Origin of the sequence: Ensifer sp. WSM1721, from assembly GCF_000513895.2 — a bacterium.
In the GTDB taxonomy this organism is placed as follows: Bacteria; Pseudomonadota; Alphaproteobacteria; order Rhizobiales; family Rhizobiaceae; genus Sinorhizobium.
The window spans coordinates 67,257-93,065 of sequence record NZ_CP165784.1 but is presented as its reverse complement, the minus strand read 5'-3'; the positions used below and the strand labels follow the sequence as shown (position 1 = coordinate 93,065).

Below are 25,809 nucleotides of genomic sequence, written 5' to 3'. Positions count from 1 at the left end.
TGCGCTGGTAGTGAGAGCCACGGTCGCAAGAGCAGTCGCCGCTCCGAAACCGCTCGCATCGGGTCGACTCGGGGCGAAACGCGAAAGTCCGGTTCGGAGAAGTGCCAGGAACGTCTGGAAAATGGTGTTCCCTGCTCGTTCCGGTCGGCGACAAGAAGGGCGACATTCTGACATTGCAGCCTGCTTTGAGAGTCCTTCGCAAACGTGAATTCCGCAGGTTCGCGCGACGTGCTATGGTTCACTAAAGCGCGTCGCGATTTTCAGGATTCCAGATTCACAAATCGGGTTGGCTGTGGTTCGCTTCCTCGACGGGAGGGACGCCATGGGCAAATCACATCCACAAGCATTGCGTAGTCGTGTCATTGCGTTTGTCGGGGGCGGGTACAGCCAAACAAAAATGATCGGATCGCTCAATGGTGCATCACCTGCACCATTTGCAAGCCGATTGCAGGCGCTTCGCGAAGGGCTGAGGACGGTCGGATAACACCGGAGGAACCTCAATGAGTCAGCTCGAGCCTACCACACAAGCCTTCATCGACGGCCTTGCCGGCGCACCGCCCATCTACACGCTCTCGCCCGAGGCGGCTCGCAAGGTGCTCGCCGGCGCCCAGAAGTCGGTGCCGGTAAAGCTCGCGCCCGCGCGCAGCGAGGATCGTGTCCTCAATGTCGGCCCCAAGGGTCGCACCGACATCCGGATCTATCGGCCGGAGAGCGCCAAAGGCCCGCTGCCCGTGGTGATCTACACCCACGGCGGCGGCTGGGTGCTGGGCGACCGCGAGACGCATGATCGGCTGGTCCGCGAGCTGACCATTGGAGCAAACGCCGTCGTGGTGTTCGTCGACTATGATCGCTCGCCCGAGAGCCGCTATCCCGTCGCGGTCGAGGAAAGTTATGCAGTGCTCAAGTATGTCGCCGAGCATCCCGACGAGTTCGGCGCGGTTGCCAGCCGAATTGCGATCGCAGGCGATAGTGTTGGCGGTAACATGACGGCCGTGGTCGCGCTGCTCGCCAAAGAACGCAACGGCCCTGACGTGAAGGCACAGCTTCTCTTCTATCCGGTCACTGACGCCTCAATGTCAACCGGCTCCTACAGGGAGTTTGCCGAGGGTCCGTGGCTGACCAAGAAGGGGATGGAATGGTTCTGGGATCAGTATCTGCCCGACGTTTCCAAGCGCACCGACATTCACGTCTCGCCGATCAACGCCAGCTCGGAGCAGCTCGAGGGCCTGCCGCAGACGCTGCTCTTGGTCGACGAGAACGACGTGCTGCGCGACGAGGGCGAGGCCTATGGCCGCAAGCTCGCTGCCGCTGGCGTTCCGGTCAGGTCGGTCCGCTACAATGGCACGATTCACGACTTTATGCTGCTCAACCCGATCGCGAGCACGCCCCCGGTGCGTGGCGCCGTCGATCAGGCGTCAGATTATCTGCGCAAGGTCTTCGCCGACTGATGCGAGGCCAATCAGAGCAACAACCAGCCGCCCGGCATCCCGAGCGGCATCGCCGCTGATAGCGGAAGCGCAACGGCCGGCGAACATACCGACCATCGTAGACAAGCGAGGATAAACCATGAAGATCGTCGTCATCGGCGGCACCGGCCTGATTGGCTCGAAGACCGTCGCCATTCTGCGCCAGGGCGGCCACGAAGTCGTCGCCGCCTCGCCCAACAGCGGCGTCAACACCATCACCGGCGAGGGCCTCATAGAGGCCCTGGCCGGCGCGCAGGTCGTGATCGACCTCGCCAATTCGCCCTCATTTGAAGACAAGGCGGTGCTTCAATTCTTCGAGACCTCCGGCCGCAACCTTCTCGCGGCGGAGGCCGCAGCGAACGTCCGGCACCATGTCGCGCTCGGCGCCGCGAAGCGGCATCGTCGAGATCGCCGGGCCGGAACGAGCGCCGTTCAACGAAATCGTCGCCCGCTATCTAAAGGCGGTCGGCGACCCGCGTGAGGTCGTGAGCGATCCCAAGGCCGGATACTTCGGCAGCCGGGTCGAGGAGCACTCGCTCGTGCCGTTGGGAGAGGCGCGCCTCGGCCGCATCGGTTTTGACGAATGGCTCCGCCGTTCACAGGCAGCAGCCTGATTTCGCATCGGAGATACGCCCAGTCTGTCCGAGTGGGCCCGGGCAACGAACGAAAGAGGCGACTATGACGATCAAACTCGTCGCGTTGGTTCTTCTGTGCCTCATGATCGGCACGGCGGTGGCTCAGGAGCCTAAGGTCACGCCACTCATGTCTAAGGATCTTCCGGAGAATCCCGGCAGGGAAGCTCTGCTGATCACAGTCGAGCATGCGCCCGGCGGGTCGAGCGCTATCCACCGACACCATGCCCATGCGTTTGTTTACGTGCTGGAGGGCTCCGTCGTGATGCAGCTGAAGGGCGGACAAGAGGTCACCCTGACACCAGGACAATCCTTCTATGAAGGCCCTGATGATGTTCATCTCGTCGACAGGAACGCAAGCGGCACCCAGCCGGCGAAATTCCTGGTGCTCTTGATCAAGGACAAGGGCGCCCCGGCGCTCGTGCCCGCACAGTGACTGTTACGGCAACCACAGCAGGAGGCAGACATGAGCTTGGGCAACATCTCACACCCTTCGGTCAAGCACTGCGCCGACAAGGTGCACGCGAGGTACACCCACGGTAGACCGGATTCCGAGTTGGTTCCGTCGCGCTACGCGCTGCGGGTCGGCGAGATTGACGTAATGGTGGTCAGCGATGGGGTGCTATCGCTGCCAGGCGCGATGTTGGGCCACAACGTCGACCCGACTGTTCGGGCGGCTTGGCTGGAGGAGATGTTCCTGCCGCCGGACGTGCTCGAGTGGGCGCTGAACGCGGTCGTGGTGCGCAGCGGTGGCCGGACCATACTCATCGACGCCGGGATAGGGATGGAGTTCCCCGACTTGCCGCGCGCCGGGAAGCTGGCCCAGCGACTGGAGACCGGCGGCATCGATCCCGCATCCGTGACCGATGTGGTGCTCACCCACATGCACATGGACCACATTGGCGGGCTGCTCGTCGACGGGATGAAGGACCGGCTGCGTCCGGACCTGCGGATCCACGTGGCGACCGCCGAGGCCGAGTTCTGGGAGTCGCCCGATTTCTCCCGCGTCTCCATGCCGCCGGGGTTCCCTGACGCGCTTCGGCGGACGGGCAAGCGGTTCTTGCAAGAGTACCACAGCCGGCTGCGGAAGTTCGAGGACGAGTACGAGGTGGCGCCGGGGGTGGTCGTCCAACGCACCGGCGGCCACACCCCCGGGCACAGCGTGGTCCGCCTGGCGTCCGGCGGCAATCGGCTGACATTTGCCGGCGACGCCGTGTTCCAGGTCGGGTTCGAGCACCCCGACTGGTACAACGGCTTCGAACACGACCCAGAGGAGGCGGCTCGCGTTCGGGTCCGTCTTTTGCGGGAGCTGGCGGCGAACCGCGAGTCGCTGGTGGCCACGCACCTGTCGTTCCCGTCCGTCTGCCATGTGGCGTCCGACGGCGACGTCTTTCGTTGTGTACCGGGCCCCTGGGAGTACTGACCGCTTGTTGGGTCAGGGCCGGACGAGACGACCGTATGCGTTTGAACACCCGGACGATCGCTGCCTCGTACGACACCGCCCGTATCTTCGCCGGCTTCGGTTTCGGCTCCTCCACCCGCGAGCAGGTCGATCATCTCTCGCCCGCGCCGCACCAGCTTGTGCTCCGGCAGCATGCATATGTAGGGGCTCTGCTCCTGATCGATCCCGCATGTCAAGCGCCGCGTCATGGTCGGTATCTAGGCTCAGGACCTATTGATTAACGGACTTCCGCTTTCGGTCGGATTCTGATTCAACATGGCAGGAGGTGCTGCCATGAGTGATTTGTTTTTGCTAACGCCGTCGCAGTTCGGGCGGATCCGGCCTTATTTCCCGCTCGCCCACGGCGTCGAAAGGGCCGATGACCTGAAGGTCGTCAGCGGGATCATTTACGTTATAAAACATGGGCTTCAGTGGAAAGACGCGCCGCAGGCATACGGCCCGCACAAAACCCTCTACAACCGCTTCATCCGCTGGAGCCGCATGGGTGTGTTCAACCGTATCTTCGAAGCGCTCGCCGGCAAGGCGGGAACGCGCGACCGGCTGATGATCGATGCCACCCATCTCAAAGCCCATCGAACCGCAGCCAGCCTGCTTAAAAAGGGGCTCTTTCCCGCTGTATCGGACGTACCAAAGGCGGCCTGAACTCCAAGCTTCACGCCGTTACCGACGGGCTTGGCCGTCCTTTACTGCTGCTGCTCACCGAAGGGCAGGCCAGCGACTTCAAGGGCGCACGTGCTCTCATCGAACGCCTGCCGCAGGCCAAAGAGCTGCTGGCCGATCGCGGCTATGATGCCGACTGGTTTCGCAATGAGCTGAAGGAAAAGGGAATTTCCCCATGCATCCCGCCCAAACGAAACCGCCGGCAACCCATCGAATACGACGCGGTGCTCTACAAACAACGATACCGGATCGAAAACATGTTCGGCAGCGATCAAGGACTGGAGACGCATCGCAACCCGATACGACCGATGCGCCCACACCTTCTTCTCCGCAATCCTCATCGCCGCAACATGCTGCTTCTATCTCAATTAATGAGTCCTGAGCCTAGGGTATCCCACGCCATCTTGCTTTTCGGCCGCAACCCTCTGATCGACCATTGAGGGAGCCGTGGCACGCTCCTTGATGGCCGCTTAGCCGGCGTTGCCGACATAGTCAGTGAGTGCAACGGACTTCCGCTGTCCACCCTTCTACGACATTCCTCGACGAGATGTGATCGGGGAGTAATGCTCGAGTAGCAGACACTCCCAGAACCGGTCCATCGCGAATTGGGAGATGGTCGCGGAGGCGGCACTAAGCTATTCTTCTCTGGTTCGGAGTGTGTGGCCGTGGATACCGGGCAGCGCCAGGGACAGAGGTGATGTTACCCCACGAAGAACGCAGACTGGCGGCAATCTTCGTTGCCGATGTGGTTGGCTACTCGCGCCTTGTAGAGCTGGACGAGACAGCAACGCTCGCGGCGATCAAAGATCTGCGTCGAGCCTTGTTCGAGCCCTTGCTGGCGGAGCACCATGGCCGTCTCGTCAAGCTGACCGGCGACGGCCTGATCGCCGAGTTCGCTTCCGTCGTCGATGCAGTTGCCTGCGCCGCTGAAGTTCAGAAGCAGCTGCCTGACCGGCAGGCGGAAATACCGGCTGAGCGCCGGATTATCGTACGTATCGGCATCAACCTGGGCGACGTTGTGGTCGATGGCGACGATCTGCTGGGGGACGGCGTTAATGTGGCAGCTCGGCTGGAGCATATCTGTCCGCCTGGGAGCGTGCTGATATCCGGGACAGTGTATGATCATCTGCAAGGCAAGCTGGACTACCATTTTGAGTTCGCAGGCGAACAGTGCCTCAAGAACATCCGGCGGCCCGTCAGGACGTACAGGCTGGCTCTCGACCGCACTCCGTCCAGCTCAGTTGGTAATGCGCAGCTGTCCGCCAAAACTGCGGTCGCCGTTCTACCGTTCGAGAACATGAGCGGCGACGCCGAGCAGGTCTATTTCAGCGACGGCATCACCGAAGACATCATCACTGAGCTCTCGCGCTTCCGCGAACTCTTGGTGATCGCTCGCAACTCTTCATTCTCATGCCGTGGGCAAAGCGTCGACGTGCGCGAAGTCGGCCGCACACTCGGCGCGGCATACGTGGTCGAGGGCAGTGTGCGCCGGGCGGCGAACCGGGTTCGCATAACGACCCAGCTCGTGGATGCGGTGACCGGAGCTCATCTCTGGACGGAGCGATATGATCGGGCTCTTGAGGACGTGTTCGATGTCCAGGAGGAGATCGCCCAACAGATCGTCGCAACTGTTGCCCAACGCATCTTCGACGAGAGCGAGGTAGCTGCCCGGCGGCGTCCGCCGGAGGACATCCGCGCCTATGATCTGTTTCTTCAGGGCCTGCGTCTCTCCGATACGTTCACACCCGAAGCCCAGGTGAAAGTGCAGGCGCTGTTCGAGCAGGCCATTCAGATCGACCCCGGCTTTGCCCGAGCTTATACCGGCCTTGCCTACGTTTACCCCAACCGCGCTATCGATGGCGGCGTCGGGGTGTCCCATGAGAAGGACGAGAACCGGGTCACAGCGCTGCGCATGGCCGAACAGGCGCTGACGCTCGACCCAAACGACCCGAGGGTGCACTCCACGCTCGGGTTTATGTGTCTGACCTGGCGCCAGTTTGAGCGCGCCGAACGGCATCTGAATCTGGCTAGGGCGATGAACCCGAACGACGCGATAATCCAGATCACCTGGGCCTGGGTCCAGGGATGTATGGGAAAGCCAGAGCGAGCCCTGCCTGCAGCCGAGATCGCCTTCAGGCTCAATCCGCGTCACCCAGGCTGGTACAACTATTATTTCTCGCGCATTCTCTTCCAACTCGGTCGCTACGAAGAGGTGGCTACTCTCCTGGAGCAGTGAACCCTCGACGCGCCTGCTCGCCACCCACGGGACATGGCTTGGCGGGCAGCGGCCTATGGTCATCTGGGCCGCCTGGAGGAGGCGCGCCGGTGCGCCGAAACATTCGTACAGTCCGTCCGTAGCTACTGGCGTGGCGACCCGTCGGCAGGTCCAAGCGAATACGTGAACTGGCTCGTGGATGTCTCGTATTTGCGACGGGAGGAGGACGTGGAACGATTGCGTGAAGGCTTGCGTCGCGCCGGGTTGCCGGCCTGAGGATCAATCTCTCTGGCCGCTCTCCGCAGCAAACAGGTCATTCCAGCCTCCCATTGGGCGGGGTTCCACCCTTCTGAAGACGCAGTGAACGGGTATGTTGCACCGCAATTCGCAATGACTGGTATTGGAGTGTGTGGATGATCAACTCTTCGCGGGAATGGCTTCTCCGAGAGAATAGCGCGTTCGCCCGTTCCTTGCCCGCCGGCTCGCTGGTTTTGGACGCTGGAGCAGGTAGTCAACCCTATAGGCACTTGTTTGACCATTGCCGATATGAGGCCGCGGATTTCGAGAAGGTTGACAAGCCATATGCCAAATCAACGTATGTATGCGATCTGGTTTCCATTCCTGTGGAGGACGGGCGGTTCGACGCTGTGGCGCTAAACCAAGTGCTCGAACATCTGAGCGACCCTCTTGCCGCTCTCGCTGAATTGCACCGGGTACTGAAACCGGGCGGGAGCATGATCTGCTCGGCGCCACTCTTCTACGAAGAGCACGAGCAGCCTTATGACTTCTTCCGCTACACTCAATACGCCTGGCGTCACCTTATGGCCAAAGCCGGATTTGAGATCGTCAGCATTTGTTGGCTGGAGGGATATCTGGGCACAGTTGCATATCAAATGGAACGCGCCTCAAGATACCTGCCTACCAGACCGCATGATTTGGGCGGCGGCGTCCGCGGCTGGATTGCGTCGCCGATCCTCATCGCGGGCAAGCCCATTCTGAGGGTCCTGGCGGCGCTGTTCTATAGGCTCGACGCAAGGCACAGGTACACGGCGGCAGGATACCCGAAGAACTACATTGTGGTCGTGAAAAAGCCTGCTGCTCAGGGCGCGGCGGATTAGCAAACGAACCAATCCCAATGCAGCCGGATTATGAGGGCCTCTTTAGCAGCGAGGCACAATCTCGCTCGCTAGGCCGAGCGCCTCGAGGGTGCGCCACGGCAACTTCGCCGGCGTTGCTCGGATGAGTTCAAGGCGCAGGTGGTGGCGGAGGCGCTGGAGCCCGGCGCGAGCGTGTCGGCGATCGCCCATCGGATCGGCCTTCGTCCGTCGCAGCTCTTCGCCTGGCGTCGTGATGCTCTGGACCATGCCCTCCTCGCGGCGTTCGGCTTGAGATGCTTCCGTTCTCGATCAACTCGCAGCCTGCCCAGCCGCTGCAATGACCGCTGTTGTCGTAAAAAGGGGTCGTTTCACGCCTTTGCGTTGGACTTCTTGTTCCCACCCACCTGAGACGATCGATCCAAGGCCGACGTGACCGTCGACTATGCATCCCTCGCCTTGAACGGTGTCGCTTGGCATTTAATTATGAGATTGCTGTACCAAGGTGGCACTCGTTTCGAGAGGCCTTCTCCCGAGTCGCCGACGCGGTGTGCGCTAACCTGGCTGCCGAATGGATGCCCTGCTGGTATACCGCGTCCCTTTCCGGTAATATCGTGGTCCCGCTTTTCGTGGCGACCTGTGGGCTGGCGAGCAATAGCCTGATCGCATGGCTCATCATGCTGCCAACAGCGGCACTCATCTCGGCGCTCTTCTATTCGCCGCTTCACTGGTTTGAGAAGATCCGCCGAACTCGGCGTCAAAGAAAGGGCTTGCCCATCGCCGCCTGAGCGAAGGTCGCGGCCACGACCAACACACTTGCGGCAGCGCCGATCCATATGCCCGCGCGAGCCTTGTCCGGCGCCCAGCGGTCGAGCAGCAATCCCAGCAGCGGCAGCGCCTGCATAATGTGGGTGGCGAAGAAATGCGGGACCCTGAGGTCGCCGCCCGTCCGCGACCAGCCGACGAGGAACAGGCCGTCTGCGTCGCTCCTGACGCCGCCGACCCAGTGACCGGGCTCGGCAAGCGCGCCGCTCGACAACAGACCCGCCGTGATGACGGTCAGGACCGCGCCGATCATCAGGCCCCAGGTAGCGCCGAACCGCAGGCCTTCCCCCATGTCGCGGCGGCCGTGGCGCCAGATCATCCAGCCGAACACGAAACAGCCAACGACGATGGTCACCGCGCCCACGCCCATCACGCTATAAAGCATCATCTCGAGCGGCGTGTCGTTGTTGAAATGCGAGGCACGGGCGCGCGCCGCCTGCAGCACGATATAGACAATCTCCAGCGTGCCCGCGATCGCGATGGCTTGGGCGGACCAGCGCACCACGCGCGTCGCCCGGACTGCCTCATCGAGAAGCGGGAGCAGGAGAATGAGGGTTCCCACCGTAATCGCGATCGAGGTCTGAAATTTGATCGGCTTGCTCCAGACGCCGACGCCATTCAGCAGACGTTCGTCGAGCAGATAGGCCAAAAGGCTGGGGATCAGGAAGGCGATTTGGATGCCGATCGCGATCAGGAGCAGCTTGCGGGCCTGATCTGCCAGTGCATCCGTCGTTTCACGTGTCTGGTAGCGAGCGATGTCCATTTGCATGACGGCCATGGGTCAGGTCCTTGCGGTGAAAAGGGATGCCCATACGGCGGCGCGGCTCGCGAAATACATCAGAAGTCCGATCGGCCCGAACATGAAGGTCGCGACGAGGATCGGCGCCTGCAGCAGCCGGCCCATGCCGAGCCTGTCGGCTTCCAGCGCGATCCGCATGCCGATGAAAAGATCGAAAGCGAGATAGTGGATCCAGCCCGCGAGCAGGCCACCATCCGACATGAAGAGCGCGCGCACCTCCGCGATCGAATTGAAGCCGCCGCCCTCGACGCGGAAAAAGAACAGCATGATCAGCACCGTGTAGGCGACGGACAGCCCGCCTATCAGGCCGTAACGGAGGACCGCGACCAGCGCGGGCCAGCGGGGCAGCAGGAGAAGTGCGAACCAGCCTGCCAGCGCGGCGGTATTTGCGATAGAAAATGCCTGGTCGAAGTTCATGATCGGGACCTCAATCTTGACAGTGTCAGGATTGAATATTAAGCGGTATCTTGTCACTGTCAAGATTCTTTTGACTCACCGCCGCTTCCAGGCTATTGCAGCGACATGGCGAACGGGAAAAGTTATCATCACGGCGATCTCCGGAATGCGCTGCTCACTGCCGCACTAATGCTCGTGGAGGAAAACGGGCTGGAGGGCCTGTCACTCAGAAAGGTGGCGGCACGCGTCGGCGTCTCGCACGCGGCGCCCGAGCATCACTTCCCGACCCTGCGACATCTGATGAATGCCATGGCAACCAGGGGTTTCGAGCTGTTCGCCCGATCGATGGCCGAAGAGCGAGCATCTTCGCCCGATATCCCGGTGGAGCAGCTACGCGCCGCGGCACGCGGATATCTTGCCTATGCGCGGACGCATCCAGGCCTGTTCCGGCTGATGTTCACGTCCAACCTGCTCGACTGGAACGATCCGGTGCTGCTGGAACAGGCGCGGTGCGGCCATCAACAGCTGGTGGAAATCTGCGCGCCGGCGGCTGAGTTCATGGGGCTCCGTACCGACGCCGAGCGCCGCGCGCTCGAAAACTTGGTGTGGTCGCAGGTCCACGGTCAGGCGCATCTGACGATCGACCAAAAGCTGCCCGACACCGACAATCCCGATTGCCCGCAGCCCGACAAACCCCTGGATATCGCCGAACTGATCTTCGGGGGTCGAGAAGGCCGACGGCGAGTCTCCGGCCGCTAACTCGAGAGAAAAAGCGCCCGAAGGCGATCATCTCTGAGTCACTGTTGTGCCTGGAAAAAGTATGGTGCAGTTGATGGGTGTCGCTTGGCATTTAATTATGAGATTGCTGTACCTATGATTTCAGTTGGTTGGCGTGACACTTAATTTGATGGGGTGGAGCGGCCTCCCAACGGCGTCTAGCCTCGCTGTTGAGAGAAACAACGGAAAGGAGCCACTCCATGAAACAGATTGTTACAATCGGACTCGACCTTGCCAAAAACATCTTCCAGGTTCACGGCATTGACGCTTGCGGGAAAGTAGTGGTCCGTAAGGCCTTGCGCCGTGGCGAGGTGATGAAATTCTTCGCTGGCCTTCACCCCTGCCTCATCGGCATCGAGGCGTGTGCGACGGCTCATCATTGGGGCCGGGAATTGGGCAAGCTCGGCCACACGGTGCGGCTGATGCCACCAGCTTACGTGAAAGCCTACGTCAAGCGCGGCAAGACCGATGCGGCTGATGCGGAGGCGATCTGCGAGGCCGTGACACGACCAACCATGCGTTTCGTCGCGGTCAAGAGCATGCAACAGCAAGGCGTCCTGATGCTGCATAAAACCCGCGACCTGTTGGTGCGCCAGCGCACCATGTTGATCAACGCTCTGCGCGGACACCTTGCTGAATTCGGCATCATTGCTGCGCAGGGATCCGCCGGTGTGAAAGCGGCGATCGAGGCTTTTCATACGACGCAAGACAGCCTGCCCACATTCGCGCGCAAGGCGCTGCATGGATTGATCAAACAAATGCGCGTCGTGGCCAGCGAAATCGACAAGATCGAAGAGCAGATTTTAGCCTGGCATCGGAATAATGCGGCAAGCCGGCGGCTAGCTGGCATCCCCGGCATCGGCCCGATCACGGCAAGCGCTATCGTGGCGGCGGCACCAGATGCAACACTGTTTTCCTCGGGCCGCTCCTTCGCGGCGTGGCTTGGTCTAACGCCGCGCTCGCATAGCAGTGGCGGCAAAGAGAAACTCGTCGGCATCAGCAAACGGGGCGATAGTTATATCCGGCGCTTGCTCGTTATCGGCGCCACGGCGGTGATCCGTCGGGCGCGGCAGGACAATGCCAGCAAGAACTGGGCGGCCAAGCTGCTCACGCGCAAGCCGGCCCGGCTGGTCTCGGTGGCACTGGCCAACAAGACAGCGCGTATTGCCTGGGCATTGTTGGCGCGCAACCAAGCCTATGTCGCTTGCGCTGGCGCCGCATAATAGGATCTTCCGTTCGGCAACACGGAGTAGCAAGCTGGACGGTAGGTAGCGAGCGGTGATGAGATGTGATGGCAAACCGGTCGAACCGGGGATTGGATCTATCCGAGATTCTCAAGGCGCTTCGAGCGCGCTAATTTGATTGGAACCCGATCCGCGGACTTCATCAGGGCCTGCGGCCATATGCGCCGCCTCGCGAAGGCCGGACACATGGCTTGCACCCGACGGAGCGGCATCACAGATTTTCTCTCTTGCAACAAACGGCCGCTCCACACATGAGAATTCCGCCCGTCGGATTCTCATCTTTAAATGCCACATCCGGCTGAAACAGCCGCATTCTCACATTTACGTGCCAAGCGACACCGATCCCACAATTCGAGCCAGCAATTGCGTGAATGAGCGGGTACTTCTGTCGCTTGGCATTTAAATAGGTTCTTCCCAAGCGACAGAAGATGCCATAGACCGGGCGATGTCAGCGTATCAGTCCTGCCGAACGCAGTGCCCTTTCGATGACCGCCTGAATGTCTCCCTGCCGATCGGTCAGACTGGCTGCACGAGCTGGCCGAGCGGGCTTGATGTAGTCAGCTCGCCGGCGTTGGAATGACGTCGTCAGGCCCCATGAGCGCGCTATGTGCAAGGTAGAGGAAATTCCGACGTCGAGCATGTACGGAGCGGTGTGTCCGTAGCCAGACGCGACGTCGAGTGGTGTCCCATGGCCCATGCCTTCGATGAGGTAAAACTCGATCGCTTCCCTGCCGGACCGATCTCGCCAAGCCAGCCGTTTGTGTCCGTCGACCGTTTCCACCGACGATGGGCTGGATGAGAGGCCATGGACGCCGCTCCACTGAGCGATAATCGCATTGGCGTTCGCCTGTGTGACGGTGCTGTCATTGGTGCCATGCCACACCGCTATCGTCGGCCAGGGACCGCGATGCGGCGAAGCGCCGGATAACCGCTGTTGCAGGCTTTCCGCATTAGGGATGCCGTGTCCACGCATGCGGTCGAAGGCTTCCGGGACTGATGTAGCAGCGGCATAGGGAATGCCGGCAATGATCGCGCCGCCGGCAAAAATCTCGGGATAGGCACAAAGCGAAGCGTTCGCCATTGCGCCGCCCGCCGACAGTCCCGTGATGTAAACCCGGCGACGGTCGATGCCGTGCTCGGCGATCATCGTCTCGATCATCTGCCGTATCGAGTGGACCTCTCCCTGGTCTCGGCGAATATCGCTCAGGTTGAACCAGTTGAAGCACAGGTTGGCATTGTTGGCGTGGCCCTGCTCCGGATAAAGGACCGCGAAACCGAAGTCCTGCGCGAGTTTCGACCAACCAGATGCGTGATCAAAACCGGCAGCATTCTGCGTACATCCATGGAGGACCACGACCAACGCCGGCGCTTCGGTCAAGCCACCAGGAACATGGTACCATGCTTCTAAAGCTCCGGGATTTGGACCGAAGCGTTGCAGCCGAGATAGCTTCGAGGTTGCCGCAGTGGTGTGCCCGCCCTTAGCATTACGAAATCTGGCAAGTCGCTCCAGTGTATCGGAAAGGGATCGCATGTCGCCTCCTCGCTGTCGCCAGCAGGCGATCATGGGTGCTACGCGGCAAGATTGCCTCTTGTTTGCTGCACTGCACAATATTCTAGTTCGGGTGCCTTGTCCTTTAAAAATGACGTGCCTTACACATTTTCGTCAAAACTCGGGGATCGACGCGTCATTTATGCAAAGACGGCCTGCGCGCGTTCCGAAGGACCGGCCGTCACCAAGACTTCGAACGACCCGCGGCTGAGCGACTTCCGCAGTTGCGGCCTGAGCGCCGCGAAGAACAAGGTTAACGATGCAAGCCACGTATCTCCAATATCTTGGTATCCAGATTGGCAAGAGCGCGGTCGCGCACAGCGCAAGGGCTTTTTGCCCCTCCATGAAAGCCACACACGCATTACAGCATGGTTGTATGGTCTCGGGGGTGTCGGCGCCATATTGCGGGAGCCGGCACGTCGGAACATGCCAGCCCTCATCCTCCTGGCTCTTTCGGTACCGAGGACAGGAGATCGTTGTTAACGCGGCGGAGAGAGTGCCCTCCTGCTGTCGGGCACTTTGGAGAAAGCCATGCAACCGGAGCAAATCGGCCTTACCGGCGTGAGGGAAACCCTGCTGATCACGCTCCAAGCCAAGGCGGCCGAAAGTAGCATGCCGGATTCGCTGCTTCGCGACCGCTTCGCCGCGGAGGCATTGCACCGTATCGATTGCGACAGTCAGCACCTTAAGGTTGGTCACGACACGACCATCGGCATCGCGCTGCGTGCCTATATGCTTGATCGCTGGACGGAGGCATTCCTTCGGCGCTGCCCGGACGCGACTGTTCTCCACCTCGGCTGCGGTCTCGACAGTCGCATCTTCCGGATAGATCCCGGGCCAGGAGTTCGCTGGTTTGAACTGGATTTCCCCGATGTCATCAACTTGCGTCAGCAGATCTACCCCGACCGTGCGGACTGCACGATGATTGCCTGCTCGATAGTCGAGCGCGGGTGGATTGCGAAACTGCCCGCCGACAGGCCGGCCATGATCATCGCCGAGGGCGTTCTGCCTTATCTCAAGGACTACCAGGTTTCGCAGGTGCTGCGGCGGATCGCCGGCCACTTCCCCTCGGGCGAGATAGTCTTTGATGCCTATGGCAGTTTCGCAGTTCGATTGCTGCGCTTCAATCCAGCGATTCGCGCCACCGGTGCCTATCTCCAGTGGGCGCTCGACGACCCGGCTGAGATGGAGCGGCAGGTACCGGGGCTAAAGCTCATCGAGGATCGTTCGGATTGGGACACCGGGCAGGTGGCACGGCTGTCGCCGCCCGCCCAGCTCGGGCTGCAGCTCTTCAGCACCACCTTGACACCCTACCGTATGGGGTGCCTTGTTCGATATGGCTTCTGAGACGTTCGGCCAGACGGCGCCTCGCGCCTCGCGAACACTGCCGAGATTTCGGGAGGAGAGCTCTTCCGCGTAAGTGGATGTGATTGTTGCACGCGATTGGTGGAGTCGCAGCCGCCTCCTCACCTCACCGGAGAATGTTCCAGTCGATACATTATGCGATCTCGTTGGCCCAGAACGTGAACAACACAGCAACTAGTCGTGCACCGGGATCGTGAAGAACGGAACCCTTACCCTTCCCTGCCTTTCCAGCAAAGTCTGAATCGGGAATACGAACCCGTTGTTGACCTTCGCGAGCGAAAAATCGGATGGCCGCTTTGCCCCCAATCCAAATTTTCAGTCAAGCCTTGCTGTCCCCTACGATGGGACAGCCCAGAGCCGACTGCATGGAGTTAAGTCGGGTTCAGAAATGGCGAATCGTCATCGGTCCACGGTGCTGGCGGCGGTGTCGTAAACTCTTCCGCGGCGATTACGGTCGCGCAGCGAACCATTAGCTCGACACGCGGCGGCTCCTCCCTATGCAACTCACCAGCCGAATAGGATGCGGCTGCGGCGCCCCGCGCGCCAGTATCCTCAGATACACGAGCATCCGTATAGTGATTGAGGTCGCCTTTATGGAGTAGATCAGCGTCCTCGTACTCGACTGTGTAGAGGTATTTCTTAGCCTTCCCCACCCGCCCTGCAGCGGCCCATTGTTTCCTAGCCCGTGCCTCGTCATCCCAGAGGTAGACGGCTTTTGAGCGAATTCTGGTACCGTCGGGGTGGGCTGATCTGATGAGGTCTTCAACCTCATGAAAACCTGGGTGAAGTCCTAGCATGTTGTCGTATGGCGAAATGACATCGCCGCCCTCGTACTTCGTATTCGAATAGTGGTAACCGACCTTTTTTCCACGACGCTTCTCTATGCTCGATCTGACAAACGCAGACTATCGAATTTCTTGCCTGACTCACCAGCTTGTGTGACGGTTTGAGGTACGAAAAAGCGATAGGCAGCGGAACGCATGGCTAGTGCAGTATCGCTGTGTCGGCAGAAGTGGTTTGGCTGAGTTGGTCTATAAAGAGTTGGTCTATAAAGAGCGAGGCTAGCAAAGCCGCTTTGGCAACACTTGGCATTGCGGTGGTTGCGATTGGTCAGGCGCCGGACCAAACTCATGCATGCCAATCCCGCAACCGCTCCCAACGAAGACCAGCGACTGTGCGGCACGGAACCGAATTCACAATTGCGGATGTCGATCAGTTAGCCGACGAATTCACACACCACAAGCTTCAGATCGGGGCAGGCCCGAGCTCTTGCGGAGGCAAGTCCTCCACCGGATATTTGAACCGTGGCATCGGCTCCCCGGCCCTCGTCAGCTGCTCCACAACAAAGGTCTCCTGAAAAGCCAGCAGATCGGTGCCAAGCTTATCGAAACTGCGCTCGATCTCGGTGACCCGCACAAGCGACATGCGGTTTTCCTCGCCGATCGGTGTCGAATAAACCGCGGTCACCATGGCGACCGCCTCTTCACCCTTCTCATTTGGGTAGCCTACCATCTGGGCGTGAGCCAACCGATTGCGAGCTTTGCTTAGTTCGTGAAGCCGGTTGTTCAGGCTTTTCCAACGGTTTAGATATGTCGGGTGTTTCGACAGCGCCTCGGTCAGCGCGGCGTTAACCATTTTGTGCTTACCATCGAACGAGACGATTGCCCAATAGGCCTTCGCCAGCGGGGAGTTTCCCGCATGCCCCACGGCAATTATTCGGAACAGCTCGCAATGCAGCCATTCAACATAGGCCCAGATGGAGAGAGCTCGGCCGAAGGCAACGTAGAGGTCCGTCTCTTCCTTTGATTTCCCGTCCATGAGGTCCCCCGCTCTCGTTGCCAATGATGTGGTTCGCAAGACTACCAGCCATCTGTTCTAGCGTGAACGCAGGTCAACTTTCATCGCGTGCACTCCAAAGGCGGTCCGTCTCCTTTCGGCCCCCGCAACTGACATACCTTCGCTCCGGCTGGAAAGGCCGGTGGAGCCACTGAATTTCCGACCCGCGCTACTTGCCTATGCTGGAAAGCAATTCGTCGAGCTGCTCCAGCTGTTCCGGCAATGCGGCCGCCCCGCCCTGTAGTGCTTCCTCAAGCGCCTCCCTGGACGGATAGACTTCGTGGAAGTTCAGCAGCGTCTTCCCGCCCTGGTCCTCGAAGGTTACGGTCGTGACCGCGCCCTCTTCGCCCTCGTCGTTGGTCCAAACGATGCGCTCGTTCGGCACCACCTCGAGATACTTACCGTAGAAGACCATGGTGTCCGAACCGTCGACGCCGAATTCCAGCCGATATTTGCCGCCGGTTCGGACGTCCATATCGCACGATACGAGCGACAAGCCGGATACCGATTTCGGCACCCACCAGCGCTGGAACAGCTCGGGCTGGCTCCATGCCCTGTAAACCGTGCTCGGCGGCGCATTGAACGTCCGCGTTACGACGAGTTCGCGATCCCCTCTGCGCTCGACTGACAGGCGGCTCTGCTCGCCGCCTGCAGTGTCGACTTGCTGATTCATCGCTTCCCTCCTGCTTCATTTCGCTGATGATTTCGTCCAATGCTTCGAAGCGGGCCTCAAAGAGCTTGCGATGCGCCTCGATCCACTGGGCCTCCGCCTGGAGCTCGCGTTTCCCAAGCTTGCAGGTTCTCACCCGCCCGACCTTCTGCGTGACGACGAGCCCCGCCCGCTCGAGAACCGGGACGTGCTTCTTCATGCCGGTTAGCATCATCTGGAACGTATCCGCGAGCCTGGTGATCGACGCGTCCCACCATTGCTCAGACCGAGCCCATTGGAAACACCTAAACTCAAACTCCGCTTTTCGCGTCGAGGCTTCGTCTCCGGCGTCGACCATTCGTTGCGGTGCTAGCATCAGTGCCACAACCTTGATGGTCGGCGCACGGCACGCACTAAGCCGAGCTCCGTTTCTCCGAACAGGCAAACCGACCAACCGGCTGGACAAACAACCTGGAGTTAAGAATTCGCAGCTAAATGCGTGATGAGCGCAGAGAGACATTTATGCCCATCATTCGTCAAAGGCGACGCGTCATTAACGCTGCCAACCACATCACGCCCGGCACCTATCACAATGTCGATGTCGACTGGGCATCGATGCTCTGGGGAGCGATCACGATTGGCCGTCGGTCTTGGTTCGACGTCGTCCGGTTCGGCCCGGCGTCTCTAATGGAAATTGTCTGGCGGTGCGCGATGGCGCGAGCCAATATCCAGACGCACCTATCTGAAGGCACAATGCGCTTCCGCGCCACATCGGCTTTCAATTCGCTTGACGGCTCGGAAAAAGGCGCCGTGACCTACTTTCTGGGGCTGATCATGGCCAAGCTGACAGCAGAAGACCTTCTTTCGGTCCCTTGGGTCCTTCATCTCGACGTTTATAGCAAGATTAATAATGCCCATGGACACACGGTCGCGGTCACGACGACACAGGGAACGAAAAGCAGGCCCGACCTGATTGGTCGTGCCGTTTCGGGGGACTGGTTGGTCTGCGAGGCCAAGGGCCGAACGACCTCCATTACCGACGACCAGCGGATTTCGGCAAAGGAACAAACGCGCCAGATCAGCACAATCAACGGCGTGGCGCCCAATGCGCGCTACGCGTCGTTTGCAAGTTTCAGCGGCAGTGCACGCAACCTGGTCCACGAATGGATAGACCCGACAGGCTCGAGCGAAACCGCCGAGCCGCTGGAACTTCCTGAACCTGACTTCATCATGAGCTACTATCGGACGGTCACCGATTTCCTTCGGTATGACAATCCAGCGGTGCTCGACCGTCCTGATGAAAAGGATGGGCTATTCCTTAGAGAGGTCCCAGGAATGGATCTCTGGATCGGACTGGATCTAGAACACCCATCTGCCTGGATGCGCGACGACCGTGGGGCAGACGACCCCGACTTTGCTCGAAGGATCCTAGAGCGCGCCTTGAAATACAAGCCTCCCGAACAGGCCCCGGGCCGCAAGATCGGGCTCGACGGCATCGCAGTCGTACTTGGCAAGAGTTGGTTATAGCCCGAATGGTCGTTGAGCCTGTTCACGGCCGACGCTGCGCAGCCTTTGGCCAGGGACAGGGCATCGTGGTCTGTAAACTGCATGAGTTGTATGGAGCTGGCAATGGCGCAAAAGAAAAAAGCATCCGAAACAGAACAGCAAATTCTCGACAAAAGCCGGATAAGGGCGAAACTGCAAGAAGCGTTTCAGCGCGGTCTAGAGAGCCTTCGGACTATCACACACTATACGACGCTTGAAGGCTTCCGTTCCATTGTCGCAAACAATCAATTGTGGGTTTCGAACATCCGTTTTTTGAACGATAAGAAAGAGATGGACTACGGTCTCTCCGAGGCCACGAGGTTTCTGGATGAGCGCGCATCCTCTAGTAAAATGATAGATGACACCAAGCTGTTTGCTGCCGTAAAGAAGCGCATCAAAGACAGAGGCATTCCCTCTGCCTACGCGTGCTGCTTTTGCGAACAAGACGATAGCCTTGGCCAGTGGCGTGGCTACACCGGTGGAACGCAGGGTATTGCGATAGAATTTTACGCCAGCCGCCTGCGTCAACAGTTCAAGGCGTCAAACGCCACGCTTCAAAAAGTCATCTATGGCCAAGACCAGACTCGCAAAGTCCTGCAGCAGGAAGTCGATAATCTTTTCAACCAAATCAACGGCGATCTTTTTGCAGACGTTCTCGGCGACGACAGGTTGGAGAGATTTGAAACGCTCCTCCTGCAACTTGCCCCACGATTTAAGCACAAAAGTTTTGAGGATGAACGTGAATGGCGGCTGATAATTAGCGAGCCTGCCCGACAAACCAATATCGAATACCGGACAAAGGACAACGTCCTCGTTCCTTACATCAAACTCGGCAGCCCAAATGTTCCTTTGCCTATTAGCCGCATTCGTATTGGACCAGGCAAAGACATGGAGATCACACTCCAAAGCGTCGAGCTATTTCTGCGAGCTCAACTCGAACATGACGACGTAGAGGTCGTTAAATCGGCGGTACCATTTAGGACATGATCGTCCTATGTTGATAATGGATATCGATGATGCGATGATGCACGAGACCTCTCGAGCCTTCTCCGAAGGCATTGCATCCAGTTGCACATTCAGGCAATCCCCAATCAATAATGGCTCGTTACCAAGCGGCAGGGTTGCTATTGAGCACTCCGTCGATACAGCACGACGGCTACGGCTAAGCTGCTTCTCGTTGCAGAAGATGCTCCCCAATCTGTGCAATCGAAAGCATCGGTCGAAAACGAATTTCTTCCTGATCCGCTTGGCGCTGTAGTTCCTGTACGCTTTCGAGTATTTTATCGACTTGCCGCTGGCTGAGTTGTGGGTCTTTGGCAGAGGGATGTTGAACGAGCATTTCATGCTCTCGACGTAGAAGGCCAACGCGCTCATCGTCTCGAGCGACTTTGAGGTCCCACATGCGGCGCTTTATCCTGTCGATCGAGGCAGTGTAACCATTTGGAGAAAGTACAGCGAAGTTCGCGACAAGCTTCGACCCCGAGAAATCTATATGAACACCGTGGGCATTTCCCCGCCGACGGCGTGCGTTTGTAAGAATGTCGCGACTAAACGCAGTCTTCAGCCTCGGGTTACGTTCTACAACGTACTTCAACAACAAACCGCCGAGGCGATCGCTGGCTTTGTCCGGCGCAATCTCGTCGTTCTCAAGCAACGTTGGCTCGTGATCATACGCGACAGCAACTTTTTCTCTCGGTGCCAAGTCGTACAGCGACGACATCCCAGCCAGCCATGAGCTCGCAATGATGTCGAGCGATGGACCTTCGGCTTCGTGCGAAGGGCCAAGGGTCAAACCTGACATGCTCAATCGGCGATCGGACGCCGGGCCGTTTGGATTGACTGCAACGTCCGCCTCGAGTTCATCCAGGGAAATGTCGATTGCGAGTATCGCGCCAACAGCTTGTCCGCCGTAGAAGCACTCCAACCTGTCGAGGCGATTTGCTCTCTCAAGATGCGCTTGGGCACCGTCAAACGCCACGACTCCAACGACGAATTGCTCAGGTGATCCAAGCAAGGGTCGGTAGAGGATGGGTGTCCGCAAGGCGCGAACGAAACCGTGCTCGGGCGCTGGGAACACGCTTTGGTCAAGTTTGATCATGCGAGCCTGCCAAGGTGCTTAGCGGTGATGCTGGGCGCGCTCTTAGCACGGACGCCAAGAAATGCCAGAACTGCGTCGAAATCTTCCTCGCCCAGTAGGCGAGGGACCAAGCTACCTTCGCCGGTTTTGCGCAAATCGACGCGCCCCACTGCTTCACAAAGCTGACCGATCGAAGCCACCAACTCATCTAGCTCCTCAGGAGATAGCAGCGGCCTGAGCATCGCGGCCAGCACGTTGGCATAGTCCGCGTGCGGGTCCAGGTCTTCCCGTTGCCAATTGGGGCCGGAAAAGCAACGGCCATGGTCGATCATCCAGAAGTCTCCACTGCCTGAAAGCAGCAGATTGCCGAGATGGCGATCGACATTGGCGCTCCAAGTGTCGAATTCAAAGAGACCGGTGAGGTTCTTCTTCAACAAGGCATCGAGGATCTTCCTAACAGCCGCAGCGCTAAAACTGTGCGGCTTTACAACCGTGGCCACCGACGGTACCTGGACGTCGCAGCTTGCAAACATCAGGTTTCCGCCTTCAATTGCTGGCGCATCGACGATAGGCAACATTCCAGTTGGGACAAAAGCCAAGTACGCCTCCGGGACCGGCAATCGGAGAGGGGCCGCAACCGCAGCCACCATAACCTCATTTGCCAACTCACGAAGCGGAACGTCTTTGATGATCGCGTTGCGGACGGTTCCGTCGGCTAGGAAGATTTGCCCCCGATAAGTGGTGTTAAGGTTGGCTATGCCGCTATCATGAAATGACTGCGCTCCGGCGAGAACGCGGGCGAACCCGACGGTCCCCACAGCGTTGTTGTTTGCTGCGTTGTGCAATTCGCGTTGTTCCTCCCTCTCTCCACCTCTAATAGAGCACATTTCCCGCAAAATGCGAGAGAGTAAACGCTCGGTTGCAAAGCATTTCACCGACGTTCCCGATTGCCAGTGGGCGGTAGGAGAGTTTGGTGTGTCCGCGTTCCTTGGCAATCGCAAGATCGTGATGAAATTGCACTGAAAACGAAGTGCAACTCTGTGTTTCCTCTAGCGCTCCGCGTATGTTCGGAAGAACGCGACTCACGGATGACGCCCATTGCGTACGCTCGACAATTTAGGGAACGTGAATTTCCGGGTGAGCGCGACACATCACCGGCGGAAACTGACCCAAGGGTCAGGCGAAAGGGCGTACCAAATTGCTGGCCGGCAATGAAAAGGGGCTGAAATATGGACACACAGGATGGCGACCTCTCGAACGAAGCGGCGGCTCTTGATGACACACTCAAATGGTCACAAGACATCCCCGCTTGGCAACGGGACGCCCTGCGGCGGTTATGCGTCCAGGCTAAGCTGGAGCCGGCTGACCTGGCGTCGCTCGTGGCCATCTGCACGGGCGGCGAGCAAGGCTTGCCGCTCGATGCGACCCACATCCGAGATCCCGCCGCTAGCCATGCCGTCATCACGCTCGGCGCGCTCCACGACCTGTCCAACGTCAACGCGCTCGCTCCAGGCGAGCGACTGTCATTCGGGAAAACCGGGCTGACGGTCATCTACGGTGACAATGGCGCAGGCAAGTCTGGCTACGCCCGCGTTCTCAAACAGATTTGCCGCGCGCGTTCGCCCAGGGGCGATGCGATCCTGCCCAACATCTACACTACCGCCTCCGGCACGCCATCAGCGAAAGTAGAGTTCTATATCGGCGGCCAGAAACGAAACACCTCTTGGACACAGGGTAGTCCTGCCGACTCGATGCTCTCGGCGGTCAGCGTCTTCGATTCACGTACCGCTAACGTCCATGTCGAGAACACCAATGATCTCGCCTATACGCCACTACCGTTACGCATCCTCGCGGGGCTCGCGCAGGCGTGCCAAGACGTAAAGGCAAAGCTAGCCGCCGAGATCAAAGCCCTGCAGGAGCAGACGCCGGCGGTTCTCGCCAAGCCCGAATGCCAATCCGACACCGAAGTCGGCAAGCTAATCGGGGCCCTCTCGGGCAAGACCAAGACGGAAACCGTCGAGAAACTTGCCGGCCTGAAGGCCGAGGAGGAAGCCCGGCTTCAGACACTCGTCACCGATCTTGCAAGCGATCCGACGCGCACGGTGCGCCAACTCCAGTCGCATGAGACGCGGCTCAAGACTGTCATTGACCAGCTCCAGGGGCTGGCGGCGATCGTGAGCGAGGAATCGCGGACCAAGCTGCGTGAGGCCCATGCGCGCCTTGGTACCGCAAGGAGGGCAGCGGCCGCGGCTTCCGCGAACCTCTTCGCCGACGAGCCCCTGCCCGAGGGAGGCGCTTAAACGGCACGTTGGCATCGCCCGAGCGACAGATCTCGGAAACAGGTTGCTCGGCAGTTCGCCTCAAGAGGATATCCGCCGGCCGCCGCTACCGCTGCCAACCGCGGTGACCATGCCGGTGCAGCGAGGCTATTGAAAAGTCATACAAATTGCCGTTCGTGAATATTGTGTGACATCTGCCGAAAACCGGCCCGTCGTTATCGATTTGTTATTCCTCCCTGCCTACCGATGCGGCTCATGCTGCGGCGCACACAGCCGCCACTTCATTGATTTGCGAGGTATGTCATGGGCTGGGTCGATCGCCTCCTTTCGCGTTTCAAAATCCAAACCAAGGTGATGATGCTGGTATTACCCTTCATCCTGAGCATCACCGCGGTCGGCGTGACCGGGATACTGGCATCGGGACTGCTGCAGAACCGCATGGCGATATCCAACGAGGTCGCGGCCTCGCTGCGTGGTTTCAAGGATGTCTATGCCGCGATGATCGGCTTTCTCGATCAGACGACCGAGGAAAACCGGGCGCTTGTCTTCAAGCGGCTCGGGGACCAGCGCGCGGCCCTCGACGCTGCCCGCCGGCGCCTGACGCCACAATCGGAAGGCTGGGCGGAGCTCGAAAGCGCATCCGCGGCGCTCGCCGCGATCAACGGTCGGATGGACGATCTTTGGGCTCTGCACGCCGACGAAGCGCGGCTCGAGGCCGGCATCAAGAATGCCCTGGGCGGCATCTCAAGATCGCAGGCGGATCTGTTGACTGCCGCCACTGCGTTCGACACGTCGATCACCAGGGAGGAAGACAGTGCCAAGGAGAAACTGCGTCACGTGCAGAAGATCCTCGCGGCGACGCGGTTTGTTGCGGCCTTGGGGGATGCATTTGCGGCACGCAAGGATGACAGTGAGGGTTATCAGCGGCTCGCCGCGGCGATGGGCGACCTGAAGGTTCACCAGAAGCTATTGCCGGCCGCATTACCGAAGAATTCCAAGCCGCTCGGCAAGGCTTTCTCGGCCAACGCCAAGGCACTGAACGCGCTCGTTGACGACAAGCCGCGCCCGCCGGAAAACATCCAGAAAATCCTCGATACCTTCGCTGACTTCAAAACGCTGAAGGAGCCGCTCGAAGCCGCGGCGACCCTGAAGATGCAGGACGTGTCCGCCAGGTTCGAACAGCTCGGCGCGTCGCTCGCCAAGGCCGGGCTCGTGATGCAGGATACGCGGCATCTCACCGATGCCATCTACCTGACACGCATCGCGCTTGCCGAGCTCATGCTTGACCGTTCGGCGGAAAAGCACTCCGCCCTGGCAACGCAGCTGGCGGAATGCCGGAAAGCACTCTTTGCGCTGAGCTCCTCGGCAGGCGGCCTCGCCTTCGCCGGCGAGCAGTCGGCAAAGCTCGCTCCGGCTCTCGACACGATCGAGCGGGCGACCGCCGAACTCGTCGGCGCCACCGACAAGCGGGCCCAGCAATTTGAGGCCGCCGCCGCCGAGATCGACCACATTGGCAAGGAGCTCTCGCAGTTTGCTGATCTGCAGCAGAGCGCGGCCGGCCGCCAGAGCCAGGATGCCAACTTACTGTCCATCGGCGCCATGGCGCTGGGCGTGATCATCGCCCTTGTCTCCGGCGCGGCGCTGGTACTGACGCTGAAGGGGCCAATCGGCCAGATCACCCAGGCGATGCGCAACCTCGCCGGCGGCCTGCTCGACACGGCCGTCGGCAATCAGAACCGTGCCGATGAGATAGGCGAGATGGCGCGTGCTCTCGACGTCTTCAAGACCAATGCGAAGGCGAAGGTCTTCCTCGAACGGCAGTCCGAGCTGCAGCGTGCCGCGGCCGATGGCGAGCGTCAGCGCAACGAGGCCGACAGGTCCCGCCGCGACGCCGAAATCGCCTTCGCGGTCGATGCCCTGGCCGGCGGGCTCGATGCCATGGCCAAGGGCCGGCTAACCTGCACGATCGAAAACCCCTTCGCCCCTGATCTCGACAAGCTTCGCACCGATTTCAACGCCGCCGCCGCCGGCCTGAGGCAAACCCTTGCCCAGATCCGCGCGACGTCGTCTTCCATTCAAGGAAGCGGCCGCCAGATGGCCGAAGGCGCCAAGGCGCTTTCGGGTCGCACCGAGCAGCAAGCGGCGTCGCTCGAAGAAACGGCGGCAGCCGTCGACCAGATCGTCGCCACTATCCGCAGTGCGGCCGACCAGGCGGCCACTGCCGACCGCACGGTTTCCGAGGCCAAGCAGGAGGCCGATCGGTCCACCGTTGTTGTGCGCAATGCCACGGAAGCGATGCGGCGCATCGAGGACGCCTCCGACCAGATCGGCAACATCATCGCGGTCATCGACGACATCGCCTTCCAGATCAACCTCTTGGCGCTCAATGCGGGCATCGAGGCGGCACGCGCCGGCGAGGCCGGCAAGGGCTTTGCCGTCGTCGCGCAGGAGGTGCGGGAACTGGCACAGCGCTCCGCCAGCGCCGCCCGGGAGATTTCCACGCTGATCGGCAACTCTACCGCCGAAGTCGCAACCGGCGCCGGCCTGGTCTCGAAGACCGGTGCTGCGTTGCTGGATATTTCCAACCACATCCTAAGCATCTCCACCCAGATTGGGGCGATTGCGCTGTCGAGCCGGGAGCAGGCATCCTCGATCGCCGAGATTAATGGCGCGATCAGCCGACTCGACCAGCTGACGCAGAGCAATGCGGCCATGGCCGAGGAGACCGAAGCCGCGAGTTGGACACTATCGGGCGAGGCGGATTACCTGAAGGAACTCATCCACCGGTTCGATCTCGGGGAGAACGGCGACGGCTCATCTGAGACGATGAGAGCAGCCTAAACTGGTCATGACAACGCGGCGACCCATAGACGTGAAGAGGGTTCTTCTTCGGGTTCTGTGGAGGTCGACCGCTTCTCCCGGGTTCTCACGGCATCCGA

The 25,809-nt window shown here is 60.0% G+C and carries 21 protein-coding genes and 3 pseudogenes; 15 read left to right on the top strand and 9 right to left on the bottom strand.

What is annotated here, in order from left to right:
• Window positions 1–500 precede the first annotated feature (500 nt).
• From M728_RS25940 to M728_RS25910, 7 genes and pseudogenes are all read left to right on the top strand, one after another.
• Window positions 501–1,448, top strand: a complete 948-nt coding sequence (locus M728_RS25940; protein WP_051441067.1) for an alpha/beta hydrolase — start codon at window positions 501–503, stop codon at window positions 1,446–1,448.
• 118 nt (window positions 1,449–1,566) lie between these two features.
• Window positions 1,567–2,080 (top strand): annotated as a pseudogene (locus M728_RS25935) (SDR family oxidoreductase).
• 64 nt (window positions 2,081–2,144) lie between these two features.
• Window positions 2,145–2,534 carry a cupin domain-containing protein gene (locus M728_RS25930; protein ID WP_026622961.1) on the top strand — a complete coding sequence of 130 codons (390 nt, stop codon included), beginning with the start codon at window positions 2,145–2,147 and terminating at the stop codon, window positions 2,532–2,534.
• A gap of 30 nt (window positions 2,535–2,564) precedes the next feature.
• Window positions 2,565–3,521, top strand: coding sequence for an MBL fold metallo-hydrolase (locus tag M728_RS25925; RefSeq protein ID WP_084044690.1), 957 nt, complete (start codon window positions 2,565–2,567; stop codon window positions 3,519–3,521).
• Window positions 3,522–3,833: 312 nt separating this feature from the next.
• Window positions 3,834–4,592, top strand: a pseudogene (locus M728_RS25920) (IS5 family transposase).
• 325 nt (window positions 4,593–4,917) lie between these two features.
• A complete protein-coding gene (locus M728_RS25915; protein ID WP_245269833.1) occupies window positions 4,918–6,456 on the top strand; it encodes an adenylate/guanylate cyclase domain-containing protein in 1,539 nt (512 codons plus the stop codon).
• 392 nt (window positions 6,457–6,848) lie between these two features.
• Entirely contained in the window at window positions 6,849–7,553 is a 705-nt protein-coding gene (locus M728_RS25910) for a class I SAM-dependent methyltransferase (protein WP_370906519.1), read from the top strand.
• A gap of 42 nt (window positions 7,554–7,595) precedes the next feature.
• Here the strand turns inward: M728_RS25910 and M728_RS25905 are convergent, their stop codons facing one another.
• Window positions 7,596–7,799: a hypothetical protein gene (locus tag M728_RS25905; RefSeq protein WP_026621545.1), complete on the bottom strand. Its 204-nt coding sequence runs from the start codon at window positions 7,797–7,799 to the stop codon at window positions 7,596–7,598.
• Here M728_RS25905 and M728_RS25900 point away from each other — a divergent pair.
• Window positions 7,707–7,940: a transposase gene (locus tag M728_RS25900; protein ID WP_370906537.1), complete on the top strand. Its 234-nt coding sequence runs from the start codon at window positions 7,707–7,709 to the stop codon at window positions 7,938–7,940. The two genes, M728_RS25905 and M728_RS25900, sit on opposite strands and share 93 nt — an antisense overlap.
• 346 nt (window positions 7,941–8,286) lie before the next feature.
• Here the strand turns inward: M728_RS25900 and M728_RS25895 are convergent, their stop codons facing one another.
• A complete protein-coding gene (locus tag M728_RS25895; protein ID WP_026621547.1) occupies window positions 8,287–9,132 on the bottom strand; it encodes a hypothetical protein in 846 nt (281 codons plus the stop codon).
• Between the two features lie 3 nt (window positions 9,133–9,135).
• Entirely contained in the window at window positions 9,136–9,570 is a 435-nt protein-coding gene (locus M728_RS25890) for an ABA4-like family protein (RefSeq protein WP_026621548.1), read from the bottom strand.
• Between the two features lie 105 nt (window positions 9,571–9,675).
• Between M728_RS25890 and M728_RS25885 the strand changes: the two genes are divergently transcribed.
• Together M728_RS25885 and M728_RS25880 are read left to right on the top strand one after the other, a co-directional pair.
• Window positions 9,676–10,308, top strand: coding sequence for a TetR/AcrR family transcriptional regulator (locus M728_RS25885; RefSeq protein ID WP_051440943.1), 633 nt, complete (start codon window positions 9,676–9,678; stop codon window positions 10,306–10,308).
• A 218-nt stretch (window positions 10,309–10,526) separates the two neighbouring features.
• The gene (locus M728_RS25880; protein WP_026621549.1) at window positions 10,527–11,549 is read left to right on the top strand and encodes an IS110 family transposase; all 1,023 of its coding nucleotides are present in this window, start codon (window positions 10,527–10,529) and stop codon (window positions 11,547–11,549) included.
• A gap of 469 nt (window positions 11,550–12,018) precedes the next feature.
• Here the strand turns inward: M728_RS25880 and M728_RS25875 are convergent, their stop codons facing one another.
• Window positions 12,019–13,101, bottom strand: a complete 1,083-nt coding sequence (locus tag M728_RS25875) for a PHB depolymerase family esterase (protein ID WP_026621550.1) — start codon at window positions 13,099–13,101, stop codon at window positions 12,019–12,021.
• Window positions 13,102–13,650: 549 nt separating this feature from the next.
• Here M728_RS25875 and M728_RS25870 point away from each other — a divergent pair.
• On the top strand, window positions 13,651–14,466 hold the full coding sequence (locus tag M728_RS25870; RefSeq protein ID WP_026621551.1) for a class I SAM-dependent methyltransferase: 816 nt from the start codon (window positions 13,651–13,653) through the stop codon (window positions 14,464–14,466).
• 1,263 nt (window positions 14,467–15,729) lie between these two features.
• On the opposite strand, the gene M728_RS25865 is transcribed toward M728_RS25870, so the two are convergent.
• The 3 genes and pseudogenes from M728_RS25865 to M728_RS25855 all read right to left on the bottom strand — a co-directional run.
• Complete coding sequence (locus M728_RS25865) at window positions 15,730–16,302, bottom strand: hypothetical protein (RefSeq protein WP_026621553.1); 573 nt, start codon at window positions 16,300–16,302, stop codon at window positions 15,730–15,732.
• A gap of 187 nt (window positions 16,303–16,489) precedes the next feature.
• Window positions 16,490–16,993, bottom strand: a complete 504-nt coding sequence (locus M728_RS25860) for an SRPBCC family protein (RefSeq protein ID WP_026621554.1) — start codon at window positions 16,991–16,993, stop codon at window positions 16,490–16,492.
• Window positions 16,989–17,345: pseudogene (locus tag M728_RS25855) on the bottom strand (hypothetical protein); the annotation flags it as partial. The pseudogene M728_RS25855 and the gene M728_RS25860, both read right to left, overlap by 5 nt.
• Window positions 17,346–17,491: 146 nt before the next feature.
• On the opposite strand from M728_RS25855, the gene M728_RS25850 reads away from it, so the two are divergent.
• Both M728_RS25850 and M728_RS25845 read left to right on the top strand, forming a co-directional pair.
• A complete protein-coding gene (locus M728_RS25850; RefSeq protein ID WP_156943476.1) occupies window positions 17,492–18,496 on the top strand; it encodes a hypothetical protein in 1,005 nt (334 codons plus the stop codon).
• 102 nt (window positions 18,497–18,598) lie between these two features.
• Window positions 18,599–19,501 carry a DUF2971 domain-containing protein gene (locus M728_RS25845; RefSeq protein ID WP_198023401.1) on the top strand — a complete coding sequence of 301 codons (903 nt, stop codon included), beginning with the start codon at window positions 18,599–18,601 and terminating at the stop codon, window positions 19,499–19,501.
• A 175-nt stretch (window positions 19,502–19,676) separates the two neighbouring features.
• On the opposite strand, the gene M728_RS25840 is transcribed toward M728_RS25845, so the two are convergent.
• Both M728_RS25840 and M728_RS25835 read right to left on the bottom strand, forming a co-directional pair.
• Window positions 19,677–20,612, bottom strand: a complete 936-nt coding sequence (locus tag M728_RS25840) for a hypothetical protein (RefSeq protein WP_026621557.1) — start codon at window positions 20,610–20,612, stop codon at window positions 19,677–19,679.
• A complete protein-coding gene (locus tag M728_RS25835; RefSeq protein ID WP_026621558.1) occupies window positions 20,609–21,436 on the bottom strand; it encodes a HipA family kinase in 828 nt (275 codons plus the stop codon). Before M728_RS25835 ends, M728_RS25840 begins: the two co-directional genes overlap by 4 nt.
• A gap of 384 nt (window positions 21,437–21,820) precedes the next feature.
• Here M728_RS25835 and M728_RS25830 point away from each other — a divergent pair, with 384 nt between their 5' ends.
• Together M728_RS25830 and M728_RS25825 are read left to right on the top strand one after the other, a co-directional pair.
• Window positions 21,821–22,891, top strand: a complete 1,071-nt coding sequence (locus tag M728_RS25830) for an AAA family ATPase (protein WP_034883932.1) — start codon at window positions 21,821–21,823, stop codon at window positions 22,889–22,891.
• Between the two features lie 282 nt (window positions 22,892–23,173).
• On the top strand, window positions 23,174–25,711 hold the full coding sequence (locus tag M728_RS25825; RefSeq protein ID WP_026621559.1) for a HAMP domain-containing methyl-accepting chemotaxis protein: 2,538 nt from the start codon (window positions 23,174–23,176) through the stop codon (window positions 25,709–25,711).
• Window positions 25,712–25,809 lie beyond the last annotated feature (98 nt).